The organism is Bradyrhizobium sp. USDA 4541 (genome assembly GCF_024171085.1).
Taxonomy (GTDB): domain Bacteria; phylum Pseudomonadota; class Alphaproteobacteria; order Rhizobiales; family Xanthobacteraceae; genus Bradyrhizobium; species Bradyrhizobium australafricanum.
On the sequence record NZ_JALJZF010000001.1, the window covers coordinates 4,051,478 to 4,073,996 of the forward strand.

At 64.1% G+C, this 22,519-nt stretch carries 17 protein-coding genes; 14 read left to right on the forward strand and 3 right to left on the reverse strand.

Features of this window, described 5'->3' with window-relative positions; genetic code table 11:
- The first annotated feature begins 13 nt into the window (after positions 1–13).
- The 10 genes from J2R80_RS18975 to J2R80_RS19020 all read left to right on the forward strand — a co-directional run bounded on the left by J2R80_RS18975 (position 14) and on the right by J2R80_RS19020 (position 11,714).
- Positions 14–1,324 (forward strand): ABC transporter substrate-binding protein, encoded by a 1,311-nt coding sequence (locus tag J2R80_RS18975; RefSeq protein ID WP_253639123.1) that lies wholly within the window; start codon positions 14–16, stop codon positions 1,322–1,324.
- A 22-nt stretch (positions 1,325–1,346) separates the two neighbouring features.
- Entirely contained in the window at positions 1,347–2,120 is a 774-nt protein-coding gene (locus J2R80_RS18980; RefSeq protein ID WP_229190070.1) for an ABC transporter ATP-binding protein, read from the forward strand.
- A gap of 4 nt (positions 2,121–2,124) precedes the next feature.
- On the forward strand, positions 2,125–2,829 hold the full coding sequence (locus J2R80_RS18985; RefSeq protein ID WP_092090331.1) for an ABC transporter ATP-binding protein: 705 nt from the start codon (positions 2,125–2,127) through the stop codon (positions 2,827–2,829).
- 232 nt (positions 2,830–3,061) lie between these two features.
- Positions 3,062–3,943 carry a branched-chain amino acid ABC transporter permease gene (locus tag J2R80_RS18990; RefSeq protein WP_057015074.1) on the forward strand — a complete coding sequence of 294 codons (882 nt, stop codon included), beginning with the start codon at positions 3,062–3,064 and terminating at the stop codon, positions 3,941–3,943.
- The gene (locus J2R80_RS18995; RefSeq protein ID WP_229190073.1) at positions 3,940–4,950 is read left to right on the forward strand and encodes a branched-chain amino acid ABC transporter permease; all 1,011 of its coding nucleotides are present in this window, start codon (positions 3,940–3,942) and stop codon (positions 4,948–4,950) included. The genes J2R80_RS18990 and J2R80_RS18995 overlap by 4 nt, the downstream gene beginning before the upstream one ends.
- Positions 4,916–5,857 (forward strand): polyphosphate kinase 2 family protein, encoded by a 942-nt coding sequence (locus tag J2R80_RS19000; RefSeq protein WP_057015076.1) that lies wholly within the window; start codon positions 4,916–4,918, stop codon positions 5,855–5,857. Before J2R80_RS18995 ends, J2R80_RS19000 begins: the two co-directional genes overlap by 35 nt.
- Before the next feature lie 92 nt (positions 5,858–5,949).
- Positions 5,950–6,963, forward strand: a complete 1,014-nt coding sequence (locus J2R80_RS19005; RefSeq protein WP_253639124.1) for a phosphatase PAP2 family protein — start codon at positions 5,950–5,952, stop codon at positions 6,961–6,963.
- 409 nt (positions 6,964–7,372) lie between these two features.
- Entirely contained in the window at positions 7,373–8,932 is a 1,560-nt protein-coding gene (locus J2R80_RS19010; protein ID WP_038383406.1) for a 2-isopropylmalate synthase, read from the forward strand.
- A gap of 962 nt (positions 8,933–9,894) precedes the next feature.
- Positions 9,895–10,887 carry a LysR substrate-binding domain-containing protein gene (locus J2R80_RS19015; RefSeq protein WP_092090324.1) on the forward strand — a complete coding sequence of 331 codons (993 nt, stop codon included), beginning with the start codon at positions 9,895–9,897 and terminating at the stop codon, positions 10,885–10,887.
- A 188-nt stretch (positions 10,888–11,075) separates the two neighbouring features.
- The gene (locus J2R80_RS19020) at positions 11,076–11,714 is read left to right on the forward strand and encodes an HD domain-containing protein (RefSeq protein ID WP_253589661.1); all 639 of its coding nucleotides are present in this window, start codon (positions 11,076–11,078) and stop codon (positions 11,712–11,714) included.
- 115 nt (positions 11,715–11,829) lie between these two features.
- On the opposite strand, the gene mobA is transcribed toward J2R80_RS19020, so the two are convergent.
- Entirely contained in the window at positions 11,830–12,462 is a 633-nt protein-coding gene (gene mobA, locus J2R80_RS19025) for a molybdenum cofactor guanylyltransferase MobA (RefSeq protein WP_253589662.1), read from the reverse strand.
- The gene (locus tag J2R80_RS19030; protein ID WP_082653657.1) at positions 12,455–13,339 is read right to left on the reverse strand and encodes a formate dehydrogenase accessory sulfurtransferase FdhD; all 885 of its coding nucleotides are present in this window, start codon (positions 13,337–13,339) and stop codon (positions 12,455–12,457) included. The genes mobA and J2R80_RS19030 overlap by 8 nt, the downstream gene beginning before the upstream one ends.
- Positions 13,340–13,523: 184 nt before the next feature.
- Between J2R80_RS19030 and glp the strand changes: the two genes are divergently transcribed.
- From glp to dapD, 4 genes are all read left to right on the forward strand, one after another.
- A complete protein-coding gene (gene glp, locus J2R80_RS19035; RefSeq protein WP_253589663.1) occupies positions 13,524–14,777 on the forward strand; it encodes a gephyrin-like molybdotransferase Glp in 1,254 nt (417 codons plus the stop codon).
- Between the two features lie 206 nt (positions 14,778–14,983).
- On the forward strand, positions 14,984–16,696 hold the full coding sequence (locus J2R80_RS19040; protein ID WP_253639125.1) for an NADH-ubiquinone oxidoreductase-F iron-sulfur binding region domain-containing protein: 1,713 nt from the start codon (positions 14,984–14,986) through the stop codon (positions 16,694–16,696).
- A gap of 36 nt (positions 16,697–16,732) precedes the next feature.
- Positions 16,733–19,519, forward strand: coding sequence for a formate dehydrogenase subunit alpha (gene fdhF / locus J2R80_RS19045; protein WP_375162588.1), 2,787 nt, complete (start codon positions 16,733–16,735; stop codon positions 19,517–19,519).
- A 232-nt stretch (positions 19,520–19,751) separates the two neighbouring features.
- Positions 19,752–20,723, forward strand: a complete 972-nt coding sequence (gene dapD, locus J2R80_RS19050; protein WP_253589664.1) for a 2,3,4,5-tetrahydropyridine-2,6-dicarboxylate N-succinyltransferase — start codon at positions 19,752–19,754, stop codon at positions 20,721–20,723.
- Between the two features lie 692 nt (positions 20,724–21,415).
- Here the strand turns inward: dapD and J2R80_RS19055 are convergent.
- Positions 21,416–22,369 carry an MBL fold metallo-hydrolase gene (locus J2R80_RS19055; protein WP_253639126.1) on the reverse strand — a complete coding sequence of 318 codons (954 nt, stop codon included), beginning with the start codon at positions 22,367–22,369 and terminating at the stop codon, positions 21,416–21,418.
- Positions 22,370–22,519: the final 150 nt, after the last annotated feature.

Consider the following 22,519-nt stretch of genomic DNA (forward strand, 5'->3'; position numbering starts at 1 on the left):
TGGGGAGGGATTCATGCCGGTCAGGAGGGCTGCCCGCTGGCTTGCGGGTCTATCTGTCGCGCTTGCGGCGCTTGGTGTGGCCAATGCAGCGCATGCGCAGGACAAGAAGATCAAGATCGGCGTGATCTTCGATTTGACCGGCCCGCTGGCCGGCGGCGGCTCCGAGCTGCAATACACCGGCGTCAAGATCATGCTCGACCATTACGCCAAGACCGGCGTCGAGGGTTACAAGGTCGAGGCCGTCTATGCCGACGCGCAGAGCAAACCCGACATCGCGATCAACGAGGCCGTCCGCCTGCTGGAGCAGGAAAAGGTCGACATGGTGATGGGCTTCTTCTCCTCGGCGCAATGCGTGCCGGTGTCGGCGCGGGTCGAGCAGATGAAGAAGTTCATGTGGATCACGACCTGCATCTCCTCCGGCGTGTTCGACGGCAAGAACTACAAATACGTGTTCCGTCCGCAGGCCGCCGGCAACCAGTACGGCATGATGACGACCGACTTCATCGCGCAATACACCATGTCCAAGTTCGGCAAGGAGCCGAAGGATCTCCGCGTCGCCATCATCCATGAGGACGGCGCCTATGGCGTCGACGTCTCCAAGGGCAATGAGGCCGGCGCCAAGAAGGCCGGCTTCAACATCGTGCTCAAGGAGGGTTATTCGGCGACCGCGCCCGATCTGTCGGCGCTGGTGACCAAGCTGAAGCGCGCCAAGCCCGACGTGATCTTCCACACCGGCTACAATCCGGACATTACCCTGCTGTTCCGCCAGGCCCGCGAGCAGGGATTGAAGTTCGGCGCCATCGTCGGCCATGGCGCGGGCTACGGCGTCTACGAAAAGCTGAAGGAAGGGCTCGGCACCGACGCCAACTATCTCTTCAACACCGACCCGATCTCGATCTGGCTTGCCAACCAGAAGAACATGGATCCCAAGCTGCCGCCGGTCATCAAGATGGTCGGCGAGGAGTTTGACCGGCTGAAGCCCGGCGTGCCGATCCGATCCGCCCATGTCGGCATCGGCGCGGCCAACGCCTATGTCTTCCTCGACGACGTCTTGCCGCGCGCGATCAAGAAGTATGGCGGCGTCGATCCGGATGCGCTGCGCAAGGCCGCGCTCGACACCGACATACCCGAGGGCGGCACCATGCTCGGCTACGGCGTGAAGTTCTACGGCGAGGGAGAGCAGTATGCCGGGCAGAACGCGCGCTCGTTCCCGGTGGTGCTGCAATATATCGACGACAAATCCTATGTGGTGTGGCCGAAGAGCCAGATGCAGCGCGAGACCGAGCTGCCGCTGCCGGCCGGCACCACCTACAGCTACAAATAGCTCGCTCGCGAAGGGAACTGCCGTGCTCGCCGTCGAAGGCCTGGTCAAGCGGTTTGGCGGCTTTCGTGCCGTCAACAACGTGTCGTTCCGCGTCGAGCAGGGCGAGATCCTCGGCCTGATCGGCCCGAACGGCTCCGGCAAGAGCACGATCTTCAACATGCTGTCGGGCACCTTGCCGCCGACCTCCGGCTCGATCCTGTTCGACGGCCACGAGATCGCGGGGCTCGCCCCGCACCGGATCATCAACCGTGGCATCGGCCGAACCTTCCAGATCCCGCGGCCGTTCCATCGCCTCAGCATCTTCGAGAACGTCGTGCTCGCCGGCTTCTACGGCCAGGGCCGCCACAGCCGCGGCAAGGCCGAGGAGGCGGCCGAGCGGGCGCTCGCGATGGTCGGGCTGCCGACCGATCGTCACGCCAGCGTCGAGGGCCTGGGCGCCGCCGGGTTGAAGAAGCTCGAGCTCGCCAAGGCGCTCGCCACCGGCCCGAAGCTGTTGCTCGCGGATGAGAGCCTTGGCGGCCTTGACGAGGCCGAGATGGACCAGGCCGCCGGCATGCTGCGCCGGATCCGCGACGAGCTCGGCATCACCATCATCTGGGTCGAGCACATCATGGGCGTATTGATGCGCGTGGTCGATCGCGTGATGGTGCTCGATCACGGCGAGAAGATCGCCGAGGGCCTGCCGGCCGATGTCGCCGGCGACGCAAGAGTGATCGAGGTCTATCTCGGCACCGATGCGGATGCGAGCCTCGCAGCCGCGGCCGCAGCCCAGGCGCGGCGCCGGATCGGGGCGTGAGCGCATGCTGGAATTGAAATCGATCGACGCGGGCTATGGCAGCTTCCAGGCGCTGTTCGACGTCAGTCTCGACGTCAAGGCGGGCGAAGCGGTCGGCGTGATCGGCCCGAATGGCGCCGGCAAGACCACCCTGATGCGGGTGATCTCAGGGTTGATCCGCCCGATCAGGGGCACGATCGCGATGGAAGGCGTGAACGTCATCGCGACACCTCCGCATCGCATCGTCAGCCTCGGGATCGCGCATGTGCCGGAAAATCGCCGGTTGTTTCCCCGGCTCACCGTCGCCGACAACCTGAAGATGGGCGCCTACATGCCCGGTGCCCGCGCGCATTACGCCGAGCGGCTGGAGTTCGTGTTCGAGCTGTTTCCGCGCATGAAGGAGCGCCAGCACCAGATGGCCGGCACGATGTCGGGCGGCGAGCAGCAGATGTGCGCGATCGGCCGTGCGCTGATGTCGAACCCGAAACTGCTGCTGCTCGACGAGCCGTCGGCCGGCCTCGCGCCGGTCGTGGTGCAGCAGGTGTTCGAGCTCGTCAAGCGCATCCGCTCAAGCGGGCTGACGGTCCTGATCGTCGAGCAGAACGTGCAGCAGGTGCTGCGCGTGGTCGACCGCGCCTATCTGCTGGAAGCCGGCAGCATCCGCGCCGCCGGGTCAGCGGCGGAGCTCGCGGCGAGCGACACCATCAAGCAGGCGTATCTCGGGGTGTGAGGGGGTAATGATCGTGAATCGAGCAAGCGCACTCACATATTTCCCCGCCATCCCCGGACGAACGCGTTTGCGTTCGCTCGGGAGGTGCGCGCTCTTGCGCGCCTCGAAGGATGAATCGGCCACAGACGGGCCGTGCATCCTTCGAGGCTCGCTCCGCTCGCACCTCAGGATGACGGTTGCGCTAGTTCGAGTTCGGCCAGATGACGACGCCTCGGTCTAAGGCAGAGCCACCATGCAATCCTTCCTCGACATCTTCGACATCTACCTGCTGGAGGCCGTCATCAACGGCATCCTGCTCGGCGGCGTGCTGGCGCTGCTTGCGCTCGGGCTCAACCTGATCTTCGGCGTCATCGACGTCACCTGGATCTGCTACGCCGAACTCGTCATGATCGGCATGTACGGCATGTACTATCTCGTGCAGTATTACGGCCTGCCATACTGGGCCGCCGCGCCGCTGGTGATCCTGCTGGTGGCGCTACTCGGCGCCGCGCTGCATTTCTTCGTGATCGCCCCGCTCCTGACCGCGCCGCCGATCAACCAGCTGCTCGCCACCGGCGGCGTGCTGTTCATCCTGCAGAGCTTTGCCACCGTCGCCTTCGGCATCGACTTCCGCAATCTCGGCATCCGCCTGCCGGTGCTCGCGCTCGGCGAGATGAATTTCAGCTACGCGCGATTGCTGTCGTTCGCTGCCGCGCTGCTCGGCATGATCGGCGTCTATCTGTTCCTGACCCGCACCTTCACCGGCACCGCGATCCGCGCCATCGCGCAGGACCGCCAGATCATGCCGCTGATGGGCGTCGATCCCAAGCGCATCTATCTCGTCACCTCGGCGATCGGCGGCGGGCTCGCCGGCCTCGCCGCCTGCCTCCTGGTGCTGCAATATGACGTGCATCCGTTCGTCGGCCTGTCGTTCGGGCCGATCACCTTCCTGATCTGCGTGCTCGGCGGGCTCGGCAATTTCATCGGCGGCTTCATCGCCGCCTTCGTGTTCGCCGAGATCATCTCGCTCGGCGGCCTGTTCTCCGATCTCGAATGGGGTTACGTGCTGGCCTTTGCCTTCTTCATCGTCATGATGTTCATCCGGCCCGCGGGCCTCCTGGCGAGGCGCTCGTGAACAGGCAAGCCGCCGGCTGGATCATCGCGCTGATCGCGCTCGTCGCGGTGCCCTTCGTGCATCGCGATCCCTATCATCTGCACGTGCTGGTGCTGATCCTGATCTGGTCGTTCGCCTACACCTCGTGGTCGATCATGGGGCGCTTCGGCCTGGTCTCGCTCGGCCATGGCGGCTTCATGGGCATCGGTGCCTATGTCACCGCGCTGCTGTGGAACCATCTCGGCGTGTCGCCCTGGATCGGCATTCCCCTCAGCATGGCAACCGCCGGCGTGCTCGCGCTCGTCGTCGCCTATCCCTGCTTCCGCTTCCGCATCACCGGGCATTATTTCGTGCTGGTGACGCTGGCGCTGTCGGGCATCGTGCTGCAGGTCATCACCGCGACCCGCGACTATACCGGCGGCTCGCTCGGCTACACCCCGCGGCGCGCCCCGAGCGGCAAGGGGCTGCTCGCGCTGCAATTCGACGAGAAGACCACCTGGTATCTGATCGCGCTCGCGGTCTGGATCACAGGCCTCGTGATCTGGCGCGCGATCGATCGCAGCATGATCCGCCATGCCATGGAGGCGATCTCGGAAGACGAGGATGCCGCCGCCGCCGCGGGCGTCAACGTCACCGCCGAGAAGCTCAAGATCACCCTGATCAGCGCGCTGATGACCGCGCTGTCGGGCGCGCTCTACTGCCAGTACCAGATGTTCATCTCGCCCGACACGGTGAGCGGCATCGCGGTCTCCCTGCAGATGGTGTTCGCGGCGATCGTGGGCGGCGTCTATGTCGCGCTGGGACCGACGGTCGGCGCCGTCATCACCATCGTGCTGGCCGAGGTGTTGCGCATCTCTTTCGGCACCAAGGCGGTCGGCTGGGACAATCTGGTCTATGGCGTACTGCTGGTGTTGTTCATCATCTTCCTGCCCAAGGGCATTCTTGGTAGCGTGATCGACCGGATCAAATCGCCGCGCAAGCCGTCGAGAAGCCATGAGCAACAAACCGTCCCCATCGCTCGCCGATGAACTGAAGCCCTTCGTCGCGCCGTTCCGCTTCGACGGGTCGGGCGAATTTCACCTCAAATCGTATCCGACCGCCGAGAAGGGCGGCATCGACAAGGACGCCGGCGGCAAGATCATCGAGGCCAACCGCAAGCGGCTCAACGACTTCCAGGAGAAGCTCTACGCCCAGGACCGCTGGTCGCTGCTGCTGATCTTCCAGGGCATGGATGCCGCCGGCAAGGATTCCGCGATCAAGAGCGTGTTCGAGGGCGTCAATCCGCAGGGCTGCGAGGTTTCCTCCTTCAAGCAGCCTTCGACCAGGGAGCTCGACCACGACTTCATGTGGCGCGCCATGATCGCGCTGCCGGAGCGCGGCCGCATCGGCATCTTCAACCGCTCCTATTACGAGGAGTGCCTGGTGGTGCGGGTGCATCCGGAAGTGCTCGACAAGCAGAAGATCCCGAAGAAGCTGGTGACCAAGAACATCTGGCGCGAACGCTTCGAGGACATTGCGTCGATCGAGCGCTATCTGTCGCGCAACGGCACCGTGATCCTGAAATTCTTCCTCAACGTCTCCAAGGAGGAGCAGCGCCAGCGTTTCCTCGACCGGCTCGAGGAGCCGGCCAAGAACTGGAAGTTCTCGATGGCCGACGTCGCCGAGCGCAAGCTGTGGGCCAAATATCAGGCCGCTTATCAGGACATGATCCATCACACCGCAACCAAAGAGGCGCCCTGGCACATCGTGCCGGCCGACCACAAATGGTTCGCCCGCGTCGTGATCGGCTCGACCATCGTCAACGCCCTCGACGGGCTCGACCTGAAATTCCCCGAAGTCGACAAGGCCGACTTGAGCGAATTCAAGCGCGTCCGCGCGGCGCTGGAGGCGGAAGGCAAGGGCGGGGCGGGCGAGAAGACGTCTGCAAAGAAGTAGGCGCCGCGTCCCATGTTTGTCGCATGCGGATATTCCCAGCGCGTACCGGCCGCTCGCAAGGCAATCTTAATGAATTGACGCAACATGGGGGTATGGCAACCACAGATTTAGCGACAGGCAGTCACAACCCGAACGATGACGCACTGAGGGGCGTGCTATGGGCGCCTGTCCTGCTGTTCCTGGCTGGTTGCTTTGCTGCCTTCCATTGGTCCGGATTCCGGCACGTCGATGTCAATTGGGCCGGCTATGGCGGGATGGCAGCGATCTTGCTCAGCGCCTACCTCGTGACAAAGGGACTGCGAATCCAATTCGTCCAATTGTTCATAAACTGCTGGTCGCAGAATCTGGTGGTTGCGATCGCCGCGACGATGTTGACCTATGCCGCCGCGACAGTCGGCCGTCCCCTGATCGACGACCAATTGCTGCGTGCTGATCAGCTGATCGGATATGATTGGAGAGCTTATGCGGGGTTCTTCGCGGGCTCGGACACGATGGTCCGCTTCGTGAGCGAATTCTATAACTCGATTTTTTATCTGCCCAACGTTGTGATCCTGGCGCTGGCCATCAAGAAGGATGTCAAGACGCTTGAGAAATTCATCCTGGCGGCGATCATATCACTGCTGCTGACGATTGGGATTTTTGCCCTGGTTCCGGCCACCACGGCGTGGACCCATCTGCATCTCAGCGATACCGAGATATCCTCGTTCCGGAATTTGCCGCTGTCGTCCGACGGCTGGATCGATGAGCTGATCCGGATTCGCGAAGGAAGCCTCAGAAGCCTGCGCAATTTCCAGGGCAAGGGACTGATCGCGTTTCCTAGCTTCCATTGCGCGGCAGCCCTGATCCTGATCTGGGCAAGCTGGAACATCCGCTGGCTGCGCATCCCGATGACGCTCGTCAATCTGGGCATGATCCTGGCAACGCCGATCGTCGGCGGTCACTACGTCGCGGACCTGATCGCCGGTCTGGTGATCACGATCGTGTCCGTGATCCTCGCTGGTTGGCTTCACACCTGGATGCTGCGGCACGTGGCTGTGGTCCGGCGAGGAGCATGGGCGATGATACCCGCGGTGCAACGAGCTGAGCCCCGGGCGGAAGTCAGGTGAGGGCGATCGCGCCCCAGCCATGCGATGACGATAGGTCAATCCACCTGACCATCTTTACCCATTGCGGCAGCTTGCCATAATCGTCTAGAACGACGGCGCACAGCGCGTTCCGGCAACCAACCGTCAATGGTTTTGGCCGAGGATTTTGGCGCTCAACAGGGTCTGGCAATGCTGATTCGCGGCCAAATTGATGGGATTTCAGGGGAGGTGGCCCAGGCTACCGCCGCGATCCCTGCCGCAGCGCCCACCCTGCTTATTGGCGGCCTTCTTCTTACCTGCCCCTGAGGGCCGGCTGGGCGTTTGCGCCTGGGCACTCAGGGGTTTGTACGAGATCACCGAACCCTGATATCGCCCAAGTAATTGCTCAAGGAGCAACATGACGGGCGCAAAGCTTAAAGGAATTTCTGACATGGCCACCGCGAACAAGTCCGAGAAGGACCGCGTCATCATTTTCGACACCACCTTGCGCGACGGCGAGCAGTGCCCCGGCGCCACCATGACCTTCGAGGAGAAGCTCGAGGTCGCCGAACTCCTGGACGACATGGGCGTCGACGTCATCGAGGCCGGCTTCCCGATCACCTCGGAAGGCGATTTCCAGGCGGTCAGCGAGATCGCCCGCCGCTCCAAGAACTCGGTCATCGCGGGCCTGTCCCGTGCCCATCCGGCCGACATTGACCGCTGCGCCGAAGCCGTGAAGTTCGCCCGCCGCGGCCGCGTCCACACCGTGATCGCGACCTCGCCGCTGCATATGCGGGTGAAGTTGAACAAGACCCCCGAGGAGGTCATCGAGACCTCGGTCGCGATGGTCGCGCGCGCCCGCAACCAGATCGACGACGTCGAATGGTCGGCCGAGGACGGCACCCGCAGCGAGATGGACTATCTGTGCCGGATCGTCGAAGCGGTGATCAAGGCCGGCGCCACCACGGTGAACATCCCCGACACCGTCGGCTACACGGTGCCGGAGGAATACACCCACTTCATGCGCACGCTGATCGAGCGCGTGCCGAACTCCGACAAGGCGATCTTCTCGGTGCATTGCCACAACGACCTCGGCATGGCGGTCGCGAACTCGCTGGCCGGCGTCGTCGGTGGCGCGCGGCAGGTCGAGTGCACCGTCAACGGCATCGGCGAGCGCGCCGGCAATGCCGCGCTGGAAGAGATCGTGATGGCGATCAATGTGCGGAACGACAAGTTTCCGTTCTGGAACAAGATCGACACCACGCAGCTCACCCGCGCCTCGAAGGTGGTGTCCGCGGCCACTTCGTTCCCGGTGCAGTACAACAAGGCGATCGTCGGCCGTAATGCGTTCGCGCATGAGAGCGGCATCCATCAGGACGGCGTGCTGAAGGACGCCTCGACCTACGAGATCATGCGGCCCGAGATGGTCGGCCTGAAGCAGTCCTCGCTGGTGCTCGGCAAGCATTCCGGCCGTCACGCCTTCATCCACAAGCTGGAGGAGATGGGCTACAAGCTCGGCGCCAACCAGCTGGAGGATGCCTTTACGCGGATGAAGGCGCTGGCCGACCGCAAGAAGGACATCTACGACGAGGACATCGAGGCGCTGGTCGACCAGGAGATGGCGGCCGCCCACGACCGCATCAAGCTGACCTCGCTGACCGTGATCGCCGGCACCCATGGCCCGCAGCGCGCGACCATGAAGCTCGACGTCGACGGCCAGATCAAGATCGAGGAGGCCGAGGGCAACGGCCCGGTCGATGCCGTCTTCAACTGCATCAAGCGCCTGGTGCCGCACGAGGCCAAGCTGGAGCTCTATCAGGTGCACGCGGTGACCGAAGGCACCGACGCGCAGGCCGAGGTCTCGGTGCGTCTGGCCCATGAAGGTCGCTCGATGACGGCCCGCGCCGCCGATCCGGACACGCTGGTCGCCTCCGCAAAGGCCTATCTCGGCGCGCTGAACAAGATCGTGATGAAGCGCCAGCGCGACGTCCCGGCCAAGGCTGCGGGCTGACGAGCGCGGTCGACCGACAGGTTGAAACGCGGCGCCCTGGCGCCGCGTTTTTCGTGTGTGCCGAGCATGACCGGCAGCTTGGAGGTGGAAGTCCTCTATCCAGCCTGATGACGGTGAAGGATTAGCGAAGCGCAAGGGCGTCATCGCGAGGTGGGGTCTGAAGGAAGCGTGGAGCAAAGCCGCGGCCCGATGGACAAAAACCGGATAACGAGGCCTACCCGGCCGGACGAGCGAGCACGTGATCGCGAAGTCCACGGTCATCAAGGGCCGGGGTGGTAAATCCGGCGGGCGTGCGGCGAAGGCGGTCGATCTTACCTCGGGAGATCTGCGCTGCGTCTCGGCAACGAGACTGAGGTCGTCGTAAGGCGATCTGACCGCAGTGCAGAAGTCAGCAGAGGGCATAGTAGGCGGAACGAGTTTCGCCGAAGGCCTGAACGCTGGAAGTGACGAGTAGATGCAGCGATATCGCATCGGCCATGCGACTGAATTCCGGGCAACTGGCCTCGGAACGGCGGGAAGGGGTGAAACCCTGACTGACGCTGATCAGAGGAGTCGAAGCTGGCGCGACGATTGCTGACACCCAAACTACGGCGGCAACAGAACAACTCTTGCCGCTTAATCCAGCGAACCGCCGTATACGGACCCGTATGTACGGTGGTGTGGGAGGGGAGGGGCTGCGAGGCTCCCCCCTATCCCGATTTGGGCGTGCAGATCTAGAGCGAGAGTCCTCCGTCAGTGCGAGCGTAGCGAAGCAATCCATTTCTCCGATTCCTAATAGATGGATTGCTTCGTCGCTTCGCGCCTCGCAATGACGGCGGTAGTTGGCCAGATTGGAATAAAATTAGACCATTTCGGTTACCGTTGGAATCATTTACCAATATTCCGCTCCATCCCGCATTGCTTTGGAATCTTCCGCGCCATCTCCAGCGCTACGCTGCGTTCTTTCCCGGGGAACGCCGTCCATGCCGATCTCCTCCATCGTGACAGACCTTCCGCGCGCCGCCACGCCGGCGGAGACCGCGCTGACGCGCCGGGTCGACCTGACAACGCTTCGCCTGTTCGTCGCGGTCTGCGACGAACAGAACCTCACCCGCGCCGCGCAGCGCGAGGGGATCGCGGCGTCAGCGGTGTCGAAGCGGATGAACGATTTCGAGCTGGCGTTCGGCGTTACGCTGTTCAAGCGGCTCGCCAAGGGCATGGCGCTGACGCCGGCCGGCGAGGCGCTGCTGCACCACGCCCGGGTGACGCTGCTCAATGTCGAGAAGATCGCGGTCGAGCTGTCGGAATATTCGCAAGGCGTGCGCGGCCATGTCCGCATGCTCGCCAATCTCTCGGCGATCGTGCAATACCTGCCCGAGGATCTCTCCGCCTTCTTCGCCGCGCATGAATTGCTCCGCGTCGATCTGCAGGAGCGGCCGAGCGGGCAGGTGGTGCGCGGCATCGAGGAGGGCGCGGCCGAGATCGGCATCTGCTCGGCCGAGGCCGACAGCCGCGCGCTCGAGGCCTTCCATTATCGCTACGACAATCTGGTGGTGGTGATGCGCGCCGACCATCGGCTGGCCGGCCGCGAGACATTGCTGTTCACCGAGACGCTCGATTTCGACCATATCGGCTTGCACACCGCGAGCTCGATCTATCTGCGCTCGCAATATGCGGCGACGCAAGCCGGCAAGGCGATGCGGCTGCGCATCAATGTGCCCGGCTTCGATGCGGTCTGCCGCATGGTGCAGGCCAATATGGGGCTCGGGCTGATCCCCGACCGCGCCTTCGAGGTGGTCGGCGCCGGCATGGGCCTTCGCGCGATCCCGCTGCGCGACGATTGGGGACGGCGCGAGCTGAAGATCGTGGTCCGCGACACCGCGCATCTGTCAGCAACCAGCCGTCTGATGCTGGACTATCTGCGGGCGGCGGAGGCGGGGAGCGTGGCGCGGATAGGCGTGGCGCAGGTGCGCTGAGCCGGATATTGCACCAGCCTCACGATCTCCCTGCAGAATCTTCATGCAGCCGGGGCCTTCCGGTTGCCGCTTCGCGGGTTAGGTAGTGGTACGATTCACTGTAGCGGAGTGCCGGCGCGCATGAATCGTGACGCCATTGGCCGTCCAGTGCATGCATCCGGGACGCTACACAGGGCAGGAGTGCGATGATGGCGGACACGATTTCCGGCATTCGAATCCCGGACAGCAAGATCGCGCGGGAGGCCGCCGAGTTGGTGCGGCAATATGAGACCGAGATGTTGTTCAATCACTCGGTCCGCGTGTTTGTGTTCGGCGCGCTCAAGGGTGCCAGGCAAGGTCTGAAGTTCGACGCTGAACTGCTTTATGTTGCCGCGCTGTTTCATGATCTCGGCCTTGTCGAACATTTTCATACCGAGACCAAACGGTTTGAGGTCGACGGCGCCGATGCGGCGCGCAAATTTCTCAGGAGCCACGGCATCGCCGAGCCCAAAGCGGACCTGGTGTGGGAGGCGATCGCCTTGCACACCACGCCCGGCATTCCGCAATACATGCGGCCGGAGATCGCGCTCACCAATGCGGGCGTATTGGTCGATGCCGTCGGCGTCGGATACGATGACTACACCGCCGAGCAGCGCGACGGCGTCCTTGCCGCGTTGCCCCGCGGCGATTTCAAGAACGAGTTCATCGAGGTTCAGACCTGCTCGGCCCTGAAGAAGCCGCAGACCACGTTCGGCACTGTCAATTTCGACTTCGTCGCGGAGCGCGATCCCACATTTCACAGGCCGAACGCCTGCACCCGGATCCGCAACACGCCGTGGCCGAGCTGAGTGGGGCGGCGGACGTTAGAGCGTTTTCGAGCGAAGTGGACGCCGGTTCGCGTGAAGAAAACGCGTCAAAACAAGAATCTAGAGCTTCGGTTCTGATTCAATCAGAACCGATGCTCTATCCGCCGTCGAGCGCGGCGAGGCGGTCGGCTTCCGCGATGTCCTCGACGGTGTTGGCATTGAAGAACGGATCGAGCGGCTCGGTCGGCCACTCGACCGTTGCGAGCGGATAACGCGCGGTCCAGCGGTCGATCTTGCGCACGTCCTCGACGACCAGCGCCTTGCGCAACTCGTTCCGCAAGCGGACGCTCCAGAGACCGATGACGGGATGCGTCTGCCCGCCGGATGAAGCGACCGCGAGCTCGGCATTCACGGCCGCGCGCGCTTGCTCCAGGCGCGTGACGAGGTCGCGCGGCAGAAACGGACAGTCGCCCGCGGCGCTCAGCACCCATTGCGCATCCGGCCGGTTGGCGGCGGTCCAGTCGAGCGCGACCAGGATGCCGGCGAGCGGACCGGGATAGTCGGCGACATCGTCGGCGACGACCGGAAGGCCGAACGCGGCGAAGCGCGCCGGGTCGCCATTGGCGTTGATGATCAGCCCACTGCATTGCGGAGCGAGACGGTCGATCACCCGTTGCAGAATGGTGCGGCCCGCGATCTTGCGCATCGGCTTGTCGCCGCCGCCCATCCGGCGCGCGAGGCCGCCGGCGAGCAGCACGCCCGGGATGCTAGTCCCCGGAATGTCAGTCATTGTCGGTCTCGCCCTTGCGCTTGTGACGCATCGATTCCTCTTCGACATAGTCGAGGTTCTGGTCGTAGACGATCCGCTCCTCACCGGACAGCGCGATGAAGCGCTTGCCGCGGGCGCGACCGACCAGCGTCAATCCGACCTGCCGCGCCAGATCGACGCCCCACGCCGTGAATCCGGAGCGCGAGACCAGGATCGGGATCCCCATCCGCACCGTCTTGATCACCATCTCCGAGGTCAGCCGGCCGGTGGTGTAGAGAATCTTGTCGGCCGGATCGACATTGTGCCGGTAGATCCAGCCCGCGATCTTGTCGACGGCATTATGCCGGCCGACATCCTCGGTGTAGCACACCGGCGTCGCCTCCTTGCACAGCACGCAGCCGTGAATGGCGCCGGCTTCCAGATAGAGCGAGGGCATCGTGTTGATGGTGTGCGTCATCCGGTAGAGCCAGGAGGTTCGCAGTTCGGCCTTCGGCAGCGCGACCTTCTCGACGGCTTCGAGCAGGTCGCCGAACGCCGTGCCCTGGGCGCAGCCCGAGGTCTGGGTGCGCTTCTTCAGCTTGGCCTCGAAATTGGTGTGGTGCGCGGTACGCACCACGACGACCTCGAGATCGTCGTCATATTCGACCTCGGTGACGACGTCGTCGTATTTGAGCATGTTCTGGTTCAGCAGGTAGCCGAGCGCGAGGTATTCGGGGTAGTCGTTGATCGTCATCATCGTGACGATCTCCTGCGCGTTGAGGTACAGCGTCAGCGGCCGCTCGACCGGCACCTTGATCTCGGTCCGCGCGCCGGTCTGATCGACGCCGACCACGCGCTCCGTCAGGCGCGGATCGTCCGGATCAGGAACAATGATGGGAGCGGTGGTTTTCTCGGGCACTGCTTGACGTCCAGATGGGTTCACATGGCAACGCAGCTAGGGATATAAGCACGTTCGGAGACTGACTGGCGACTCTCCGCCGCGTCGCGGGAACTGCCATCGATCGGTCCGGCTTTAAGGATAACGCCGCAGTTCGCGATCCGGGTCGAACAAATCTTGTCGATGGCGAGGACTGAGGGAGATCATGGCGCAGCTTTCGGACGACTGCTTCGCATTCGGCGGACCGATGATGTCGGTCGATGAGGCCGTCGCGATCATCGCCGCGCGGGTCAAGCCTGTCGGCGAGACCGAAGCCGTTGCCCTGGTGGATGCGGACGGACGCATCCTGGCCGGCGACATTGTCGCGCCGCTTGCGCTGCCGCCGTTCAAGAATTCCGCCGTCGACGGCTACGCGGTATCCGGCGCGGACCTGCCGGCGAGCGGCGAGCGCGCGTTTCCCGTTGCCGGACGGGTGCAGGCGGGCGCGTCGGCGCAGCCGGCGCAGGCGGGCCAAGCGGTGCGGATCTTCACCGGCGCGCCGATGCCCGATGGCACCGACACCGTGTTCATGCAGGAAGACGTGCGGATCGACGATTCCGGGCGTGTGATCCTGCCGTCCGGCCTCAAGGTCGGCGCCAATGTGCGCCCCAGCGGCGAAGACATTCCGCGCGGCCACGTCGCGCTGGCGGCGGGCCGGCGGCTGCGCCCGCAGGATATCGCGGTCGCTGCGGCCTTTGGGCTCACCACGCTCGATGTGGTGCGTCGGCTTCGCGTCGGGGTGTTCTCGACCGGCGACGAACTAGCCGCGCCCGGCAGCGCGCGCGCCGAAGCGCAACTGTTCGATTCCAACCGTTTCATGCTGATGGCGATGCTGCGGCGGCTCGGTTGCGAGGTCGGCGATCTCGGCATCCTGCGCGACGAGCGGGCCGAGCTCGCCGCGGCGCTCAAGCAGGTCGCGCGGCGCTACGACCTGATCCTGACCACCGGCGGGGTCTCGACCGGCGAAGAGGACCACGTCAGGGCCGGTATCGAACAGGCCGGCTCGCTGGTGCTGTGGCGGATGGCGATCAAGCCCGGCCGCCCGGTGGCGATGGGAATCATCGACGGCACCCCGCTGATCGGCCTGCCCGGCAATCCGGTGGCGAGCTTCGTCACCTTCGTTCATGTCGTGCGGCCGACCGTGCTGGCGCTATCGGGCGCTGTGCCGTCCCCCTTGCTGTCGATGCCGGTGCGGGCGGCCTTCAGCTACAAGAAGAAGAGCGGGCGGCGCGAATATGTCCGCGTCTCGCTGCGACGGGCGACGGACGGTACGCTGGAAGCGAACAAGTTTCCTCGCGAGGGAGCCGGTCTGCTGTCGTCGCTGATCGAGACCGATGGACTGGTCGAACTCGGCGAGTCGGTGGTGCGGGTTGAACCTGGCGATGCCGTCGGCTTTCTCGGCTACGCCGACCTGCTGTGAGAGCTGAAACGCGGTCGGGACCGCGCAGCGCGACGGGTCGCGATAGCAAAATCAGATCGCCCGATAGGCAAACATAAACAATGGCCTACGCGGCAACCCGACGCTGCTAGAGGCGTTCTAAAACTGCTTGCCTCTGGCATACCAGAGAATAGAGTTCGTCGAAGCAGTGCAATTCGCGCAAAGCGTGGTTCCCAAGGCGAGGCTTCATGAGTCGAGACGACGTTCACAAGGTTCGTGCGTTCGAGCATCCCGGACAGGGCAGGAAGCGAGCGAAGGCCACGCCCAAGGGACGCCAGGTCGACCCCGTGGCCGCCCATGAGATCGAGACGCTGCTCGGCGATCGTCCGAGGCGGCGCGACCTCCTGATCGAGTATTTGCATCTGATCCAGGACAAATACCATCAGATCTCGGCGGCGCATCTTGCCGCGCTCGCCGACGAGATGAAGCTGTCGTTCGCCGAAGTGTTCGAGACCGCCACCTTCTACGCGCATTTCGACATCGTGAAGGAAGGCGAGGCTGACATCGCGCCGCTCACCGTACGTGTCTGCGATTCGCTGACCTGCGCGATGCTCGGCGGCGAACAGCTGTTGAAGGATCTGCAGAACCGCGCCGGCCCCGGCATCCGCGTCGTGCGCGCACCGTGCGTCGGCCGCTGCGACACCGCGCCCGCTGCCGAGGTCGGCCACAACTTCGTCGATCATGCGACCGTCACCAATGTGCTGGCGGCGGCGAAGAGCGGCGACACCCATGTGCACCTTCCGCCATATGTCGACTACGACGCCTATGTGGCGGGCGGCGGATACCGGCTGCTGGCGCGCCTGCGCTCGGGCGAGCTGCCGCGCGAAGACCTGCTGAAGGCGCTCGACGATGCGTCGCTGCGCGGCCTCGGCGGCGCCGGTTTTCCGACCGGCCGCAAGTGGCGCGCGGTGCTCGGCGAACCCGGTCCGCGCTTGATGGCGGTGAACGGCGACGAGGGCGAGCCCGGCACGTTCAAGGACCGCTATTATCTCGAGACCGATCCGCATCGCTTCCTCGAGGGCATGCTGATCGGCGCCCACGTGGTCGAGGCGCCCGAAGTCTACGTCTATATCCGCGACGAGTACCCGGCCTGCCGCGAGATACTCGCCCGCGAGATCGCGAAGCTTCCGCCGGGTGGTCCGACGCTGCATCTGCGGCGCGGCGCCGGTGCCTATATCTGCGGCGAGGAATCCTCGCTGCTGGAATCGATCGAGGGCAAGCGCGGCCTGCCGCGGCACAAGCCGCCATATCCATTCCAGGTTGGATTGTTCGGCCTGCCGACGCTGATCAACAACATCGAGACGTTGTGGTGGGTGCGCGACATCGTCGAGAAGGGCGCCGATTGGTGGAAGAGCCACGGCCGCAACGAACGCCACGGCCTGCGCAGCTTCTCGGTGTCGGGACGCGTCAAGGATCCTGGCGTCAAGCTCGCTCCCGCCGGCATCACGCTGCGCGAGTTGATCGACGAGTTCTGCGGCGGCATGGCCGATGGCCATACCTTGCAGGCCTATCTGCCGGGCGGTGCATCCGGCGGCATCCTGCCGGCGTCGATGGACGACATCCCGCTCGATTTCGGCACGCTGGAGAAATATGGCTGCTTCATCGGCTCCGCCGCCGTGGTCGTGCTCTCGCAGGTCGATGACGTCAGGGACGCCGCGCTGAACCTGATGAAGTTCTTCGAGGACGAGAGCTGCGGGCAGTGCACGCCGTGCCGCGCCGGAACCGAGAAGGCGGCGCTGTTGATGCAGCAGCCGGTCTGGAACAAGCAACTGCTCGACCAATTGAGCCAGGCGATGCGCGATGCGTCCATCTGTGGCCTCGGTCAGGCGGCCTCCAATCCGCTGACCTCCGTGATCAAATATTTTCCGGACGGCTTTCGTCCGCAGCAAGCCGCCGAGTAGGCGTGGCCGAGCAGACGAATTTCGACGAGGATTTGAATGAGCAACAATCAGAACTCAGGCCTGACGATTCAGTTCGAGCTCGACGGCCAGCAGGTCGAGGCGCGCGCCGGCGAGACGATCTGGCAGGTCGCCAAGCGCCAGGGCACCGAGATCCCGCATCTGTGCTATTCGCCCGCTCCGGACTACAGGCCGGACGGCAATTGCCGCGCCTGCATGGTCGAAATCGAAGGCGAGCGCGTGCTGGCGGCGTCCTGCAAGCGGACGCCGACGGTCGGCATGAAAGTGAAGTCGGCCAGCCAGCGCGCCGTCGCGGCGCAGAAGATGGTGATGGAGCTGCTGGTGGCGGACCAGCCGGCGCGCGACACCTCGCACGATCCGGACTCGAAATTCTGGCACTGGGCCGAGAAGACCGGCGTGACCGAAAGCCGCTTTCCCGCCACTGAACGCTGGCATGCCGACACCAGTCATCCGGCGATGAGCGTCAATCTCGACGCCTGCATCCAGTGCGGCCTCTGCGTGCGGGCGTGCCGCGAGGTGCAGGTCAACGACGTGATCGGCATGGCCTACCGCAACCACGATGCCAAGATCGTGTTCGACTTCGACGATCCGATGGGCGAATCGACCTGCGTCGCCTGCGGCGAGTGCGTGCAGGCCTGTCCGACCGGCGCGCTGATGCCGGCGGTCATGCTCGACGACAAGCAGACCCGCGTCACCTATCCGGACAAGAAAGTGGATTCGCTGTGCCCGTATTGCGGCGTCGGATGCCAGGTCACCTATCAGGTCAAGGACGAGAAGGTGATCTACGCGGAAGGCCGTGATGGTCCCGCCAATCGTAACCGGCTCTGCGTCAAGGGCCGCTTCGGCTTCGACTACATCCATCACCCCAATCGCCTGACCAAGCCGCTGGTGCGGCTGCCCGGCGTCAAGAAGGATGCCAACGACCAGGTCGATCCGGCCAATCCTTACACCCATTTCCGCGAGGCATCCTGGGATGAGGCGCTCGATCTGGCCGCCGCGGGCCTGCGCAAGATCCGCGACGAGAAGGGCGCCAAGGCGCTGGCCGGCTTCGGCTCGGCCAAGGGCTCGAACGAGGAAGCCTATCTGTTCCAGAAGCTGGTGCGCACCGGCTTCGGCTCCAACAATGTCGATCACTGCACGCGGCTGTGTCACGCCTCGTCGGTGGCGGCGCTGTTCGAGGGATTGAGCTCAGGCGCGGTGTCGGCGCCGTTCGCGGCCGCGGCCGACGCCGAGGTGATCTGGGTGATCGGCGCCAATCCGACCGTGAACCATCCGGTCGCCGCCACCTACATCAAGAACGCCGCCAAGCGCGGCGCCAAGCTCTATGTGATGGACCCGCGCCGGCAGACGCTGTCGCGCCACGCCACGCAGCACCTGCAATTCAAACCGGGCAGCGACGTCGCGATGCTGAACGCGATGATCCACACGATCATCACGGAAGGCCTGACCGACGAGCAGTACATCGCCGGCTATACCGAGGGCTATGACGAGCTGAAGGCGAAGATCCATGAGTTCACGCCGGAGCGCATGTCCCAGATTTGCGGCATTCCGGCGGAGACGCTGCGCGAGGTCGCGCGCGCCTATGCCCGCGCCAAATCGTCGATCATCTTCTGGGGCATGGGCATCAGCCAGCACGTCCACGGCACCGACAATGCGCGCTGCCTGATCGCGCTCGCGCTGATCACCGGCCAGGTCGGCCGCCCCGGCACCGGGCTGCATCCGCTGCGCGGGCAGAACAACGTGCAGGGCGCCTCCGACGCCGGCCTGATCCCGATGTTCCTTCCGGACTACCAGCCGGTCGGCCGCGACGACATGCGCGGCGCCTTCGAGAAACTCTGGGGGCAGGAGCTCGATCCGGTGCGCGGCCTGACCGTGGTCGAGATCATGAATGCGATCCACGCCGGCGAAATCCACGGCATGTATGTCGAGGGCGAGAATCCCGCGATGTCCGATCCCGACCTGCAGCACGCGCGCGAGGCGCTGGCCAAGCTCGATCATCTCGTCGTGCAGGATCTGTTCGTCACAGAGACCGCGTTCCACGCCGACGTCATCCTGCCGGCCTCGGCGTTCGCCGAAAAGTCCGGCTCCTTCACCAATACCGACCGCCGCGTGCAGCTGGCGCGCGAGGTGATCAAGCCGCCGGGCGATGCAAGGCAGGATCTCTGGATCATCCAGGAGATCGGTAAGCGGATGGGACTGCCCTGGAACTATGCGGGGCCGGGCGAGGTCTTCACCGAGATGGCCGAGTTGATGCCGTCACTGAAGAACATCAGCTGGGACCGCCTGGTGCGCGAGGGCGCGGTGACCTATCCGGTCGACGATCCCGACAAGCCCGGCAACGAGATCATCTTCACCACCGGCTTCCCGACCGAAAGCGGCCGCGGCAGGATCGTGCCGGCCAAGGTGATCCCGCCGGACGAACTGCCCGACGACGAGTACCCGATGGTGCTGTCGACCGGCCGCGTGCTCGAACATTGGCACACCGGCTCGATGACGCGCCGTGCCCAGGTGCTGGACCAGATCGAGCCCGAAGCGGTCGCGTTCATGACCCCGAAGGACATGCACAAGAAGGGACTCGCGCCCGGCGACTTCATCCGTCTCGAGACGCGCCGCGGCGCGGTCGAGGTCAAGGTGCGTGCCGACCGCGACGTGCCCGAGAACATGGTCTTCATGCCGTTCTGCTACGCGGAAGCGGCGGCCAACCTGTTGACCAACCCGGCGCTCGACCCGTTCGGCAAGATTCCGGAGTTCAAGTTCTGCGCGGTCCGCGCCGAGAAGATCGATATCCGGACCGCGGCGGAATAGCGGTCCGGGGACGAAGCGCGGAAAGCCGCCCGCCGGCTACTCGCTCGCCCGACACAGCACCGCAAGCACCGTCGATCGACGTCCGCTCAGAGCGTAAGAGCCGGACGTCGCTGCGGCGTGGACCCATGTTGCCCTTTGCCCCAAAGCGGACCTGTTTGAGAGCCCGGAAGTTGCCATTTCCACGAGAACTCGCGTATGCATGACGTGCAGGATCGCAGTGTGAGAAATTCAGATGACGATAGAGCTGAGGGGCGCGAGAGGCGAGGGATTTGCGACGATTGCCGCTGATGGGCGCGTGCTGGATTCCTGGTTTCTTCAGCTGCGCCTGGTCGCGGAGGCCGACAAGACGGCAACGGTCCCTCTCACGAAGGACGAGGTCAGCAGATCGTTGGGCGAGTCGGCGGACGGATATGCGCGACACGACGACATTCGCAATGTCGACATCGTTCCAATCCGTACAGAAATTGGCTCCCTTGCATCTGCGCCGACGGACGTGCACGACGCGTATCTTCGACTCCATCTGCTGAGCCACCGGCTCGTCCGGCCGAATTGTCTGAACCTCGAGGGTGTTTTCGGTCTCTTACCTAACGTTGCCTGGACGACCCTCGGTCCCTGTGAGTGCTCCCGTGTACCGGACGCGCGAATGGAGGCACGAAAGCGTGCCCTCGCATTCGAGGTGACAGGCGTGGATAAGTTTCCGCGCATGACCGATTATGTGACGCCAGCGGACGTGAGAATTGCTGATGCGGATCGCGTAAGGCTCGGCGCCCACTTGGCCCCGGGCACAACCGTCATGCATGAAGGCTTTTGCAATTTTAACGCGGGTACGCTCGGTCCCTGCATGGTCGAAGGCCGGATCAGCGCCGGCGTGGTTGTGGGAAGCGGCAGCGACGTTGGTGGCGGAGCGTCGATCATGGGCACTCTGTCCGGAGGAGGGAAAGAGAGGATTACAGTCGGTGAGCGCTGCCTGATCGGAGCCAACGCCGGTATCGGCATTTCATTGGGTGACGATTGTATCGTCGAAGCGGGCTGTTATGTCACGGCAGGCGCGCGCATCCTTTTGGAAGATGGCCGAGTCCTGAAAGCCAAAGAACTCTCGGGCCAGAAGGGCCTGCTTTTTCGTCGGAATTCCCAGAGCGGCGCTCTTGAGGCAACCAAGCGTACGCCAAATTGGGACGGCCTCAACGCGCAACTTCACAGCTAGTGTCCCGAATCCGAAGTTCGCATCATTTGCCGCACCTTCGGAGCGAACTTCGGATTTGATAAGGACACTAGCAGACTTATGATTCTAGTGTGCTTTATGAATGCGAAGTTCGTGAAAGTGGCTGCCGCGAAATCGCACGAACTTCGCATTCAGCACACTAGTCCCCGTCCGTCAGGGGACGATCACCACTCGGAATGTGATCTGTTTGGCGCGATCGCTGTTCACCACCAGTATGGCCACCGCCACGCCTCATAGAGGCGCCACGACGACACCAGGGGCGGGGCGTATGGATCGACCCGGTCGTCTTCAGGGCGATATTGATATCGTGGAACAATATAATAGTCCCACGGAGTTGGCCTTATCACGGGCGTCGGGATAATGACCCTCCTTGGTTCATGAACGACTTGTGCCTTCCGCGCCCGGGCTTCAGCACCAGACGTCCCGAGGTTGCACAGCACGAGGGCCGCTCCGAGAGCGCACGCGACGGTCATTATCTTCATGCATCGGCCTCCTTTGCCTGAGAGTGCAAAAGGACTCAAAGCAAGGCAAGCTAATTCGCTCTCGACCGGCTTGAATGACAGCTTGTGGGGCCCGTAGCCGACCTTTGCTCAGAAGGGCCGCGCGGAAGCCGGAGCCCGCACCCATGATCGATATGAGTACGCGCCCCGGTTCGGCTCTAACTCGACAAGGTCTCAGTAGTCCCAGAACACCGGCACCCAACGGAAGGCGTCACCCTCGACCGCGACATGTCCGACGGACGGGAACGGCATATGCGTGGCAACCAGCAGCTCGCGGTTCGCCGCCAGTTCCCGCATCAGACTGATCCGGGCGCGGGCCGCCTCTTCGGGATCGTGCTCGAAGCCATTGTGCCATTCGGGGTGCTCGAACCCGACCGCGAATACGAGGTCACCGGCGAATGTCAGCCGGTCGCCGCCGGACGCCAGACGAACGACGCTGTGGCCGGGAGTGTGGCCGCCGCTGCGACGGACGACCACTCCGGGCGCCACCTCGTGCTCCTCGTCGAACAGCCGCAGCTGGCTCTGGTATTCCTTCCTGAACCGCTTGGCCGTCGCACGAAGCGCGTCGGGGAAACCCGGCGGCATCGAGACGCGGGAGAAATCGGGCGCCTCCCAGAACTTGACCTCGGCAGCCGCCACATGGATCCGCAGGTCCGGACGCAGCCGCTCCTTCACGCCCTCGACGAGCAGCCCGCCAACGTGGTCCATGTGCATGTGGGTCAGCACCACGTCGGTCACGGACCCAAGATCGATACCGGCCGCCTCCAGTCGCTTGACCGTCTGCCCGGCCTTCGGCAGGTGCAGGTCCGGGTCCGACCCCAGCCCGGCGTCGACGAGGATGGTTTTCCCGCCGCTTCGCACCACGACCACGTTCAGCGCCCAGTCGAACGCGTCCGGCGGCAGGAACATGTCGTCCAGCCAGGCCGCGCGGACGGCCGGCTCGGCATTGTGCGCCAGCATCTTGGTCGGCAGCGGCAGCACCCCGTCGCTGACGACCAGCACGTCGATCTCGCCGATCTTCAGCGCGTAGCGCGATGGCACCAACTCGTTTGGCCCCGGCTGACCAGCGTGCGAGACATTGTCGAGGTTCATGCTTGTCTCCTGGGTATTGCGGATCATCTGGTTCATCGTTGAAAACTCCTGCGTTCGATCCTGATGTTCGATCCCGGCGGGCCGCATTGTTTCCGCCCGTGGATTGGACATGGTGGTGATCTAACGGATCGGGTGGGGCGCCGCCCCAGAGTGGTTGCCGTCGCTGTAGAGCGATTGCTGCCAACG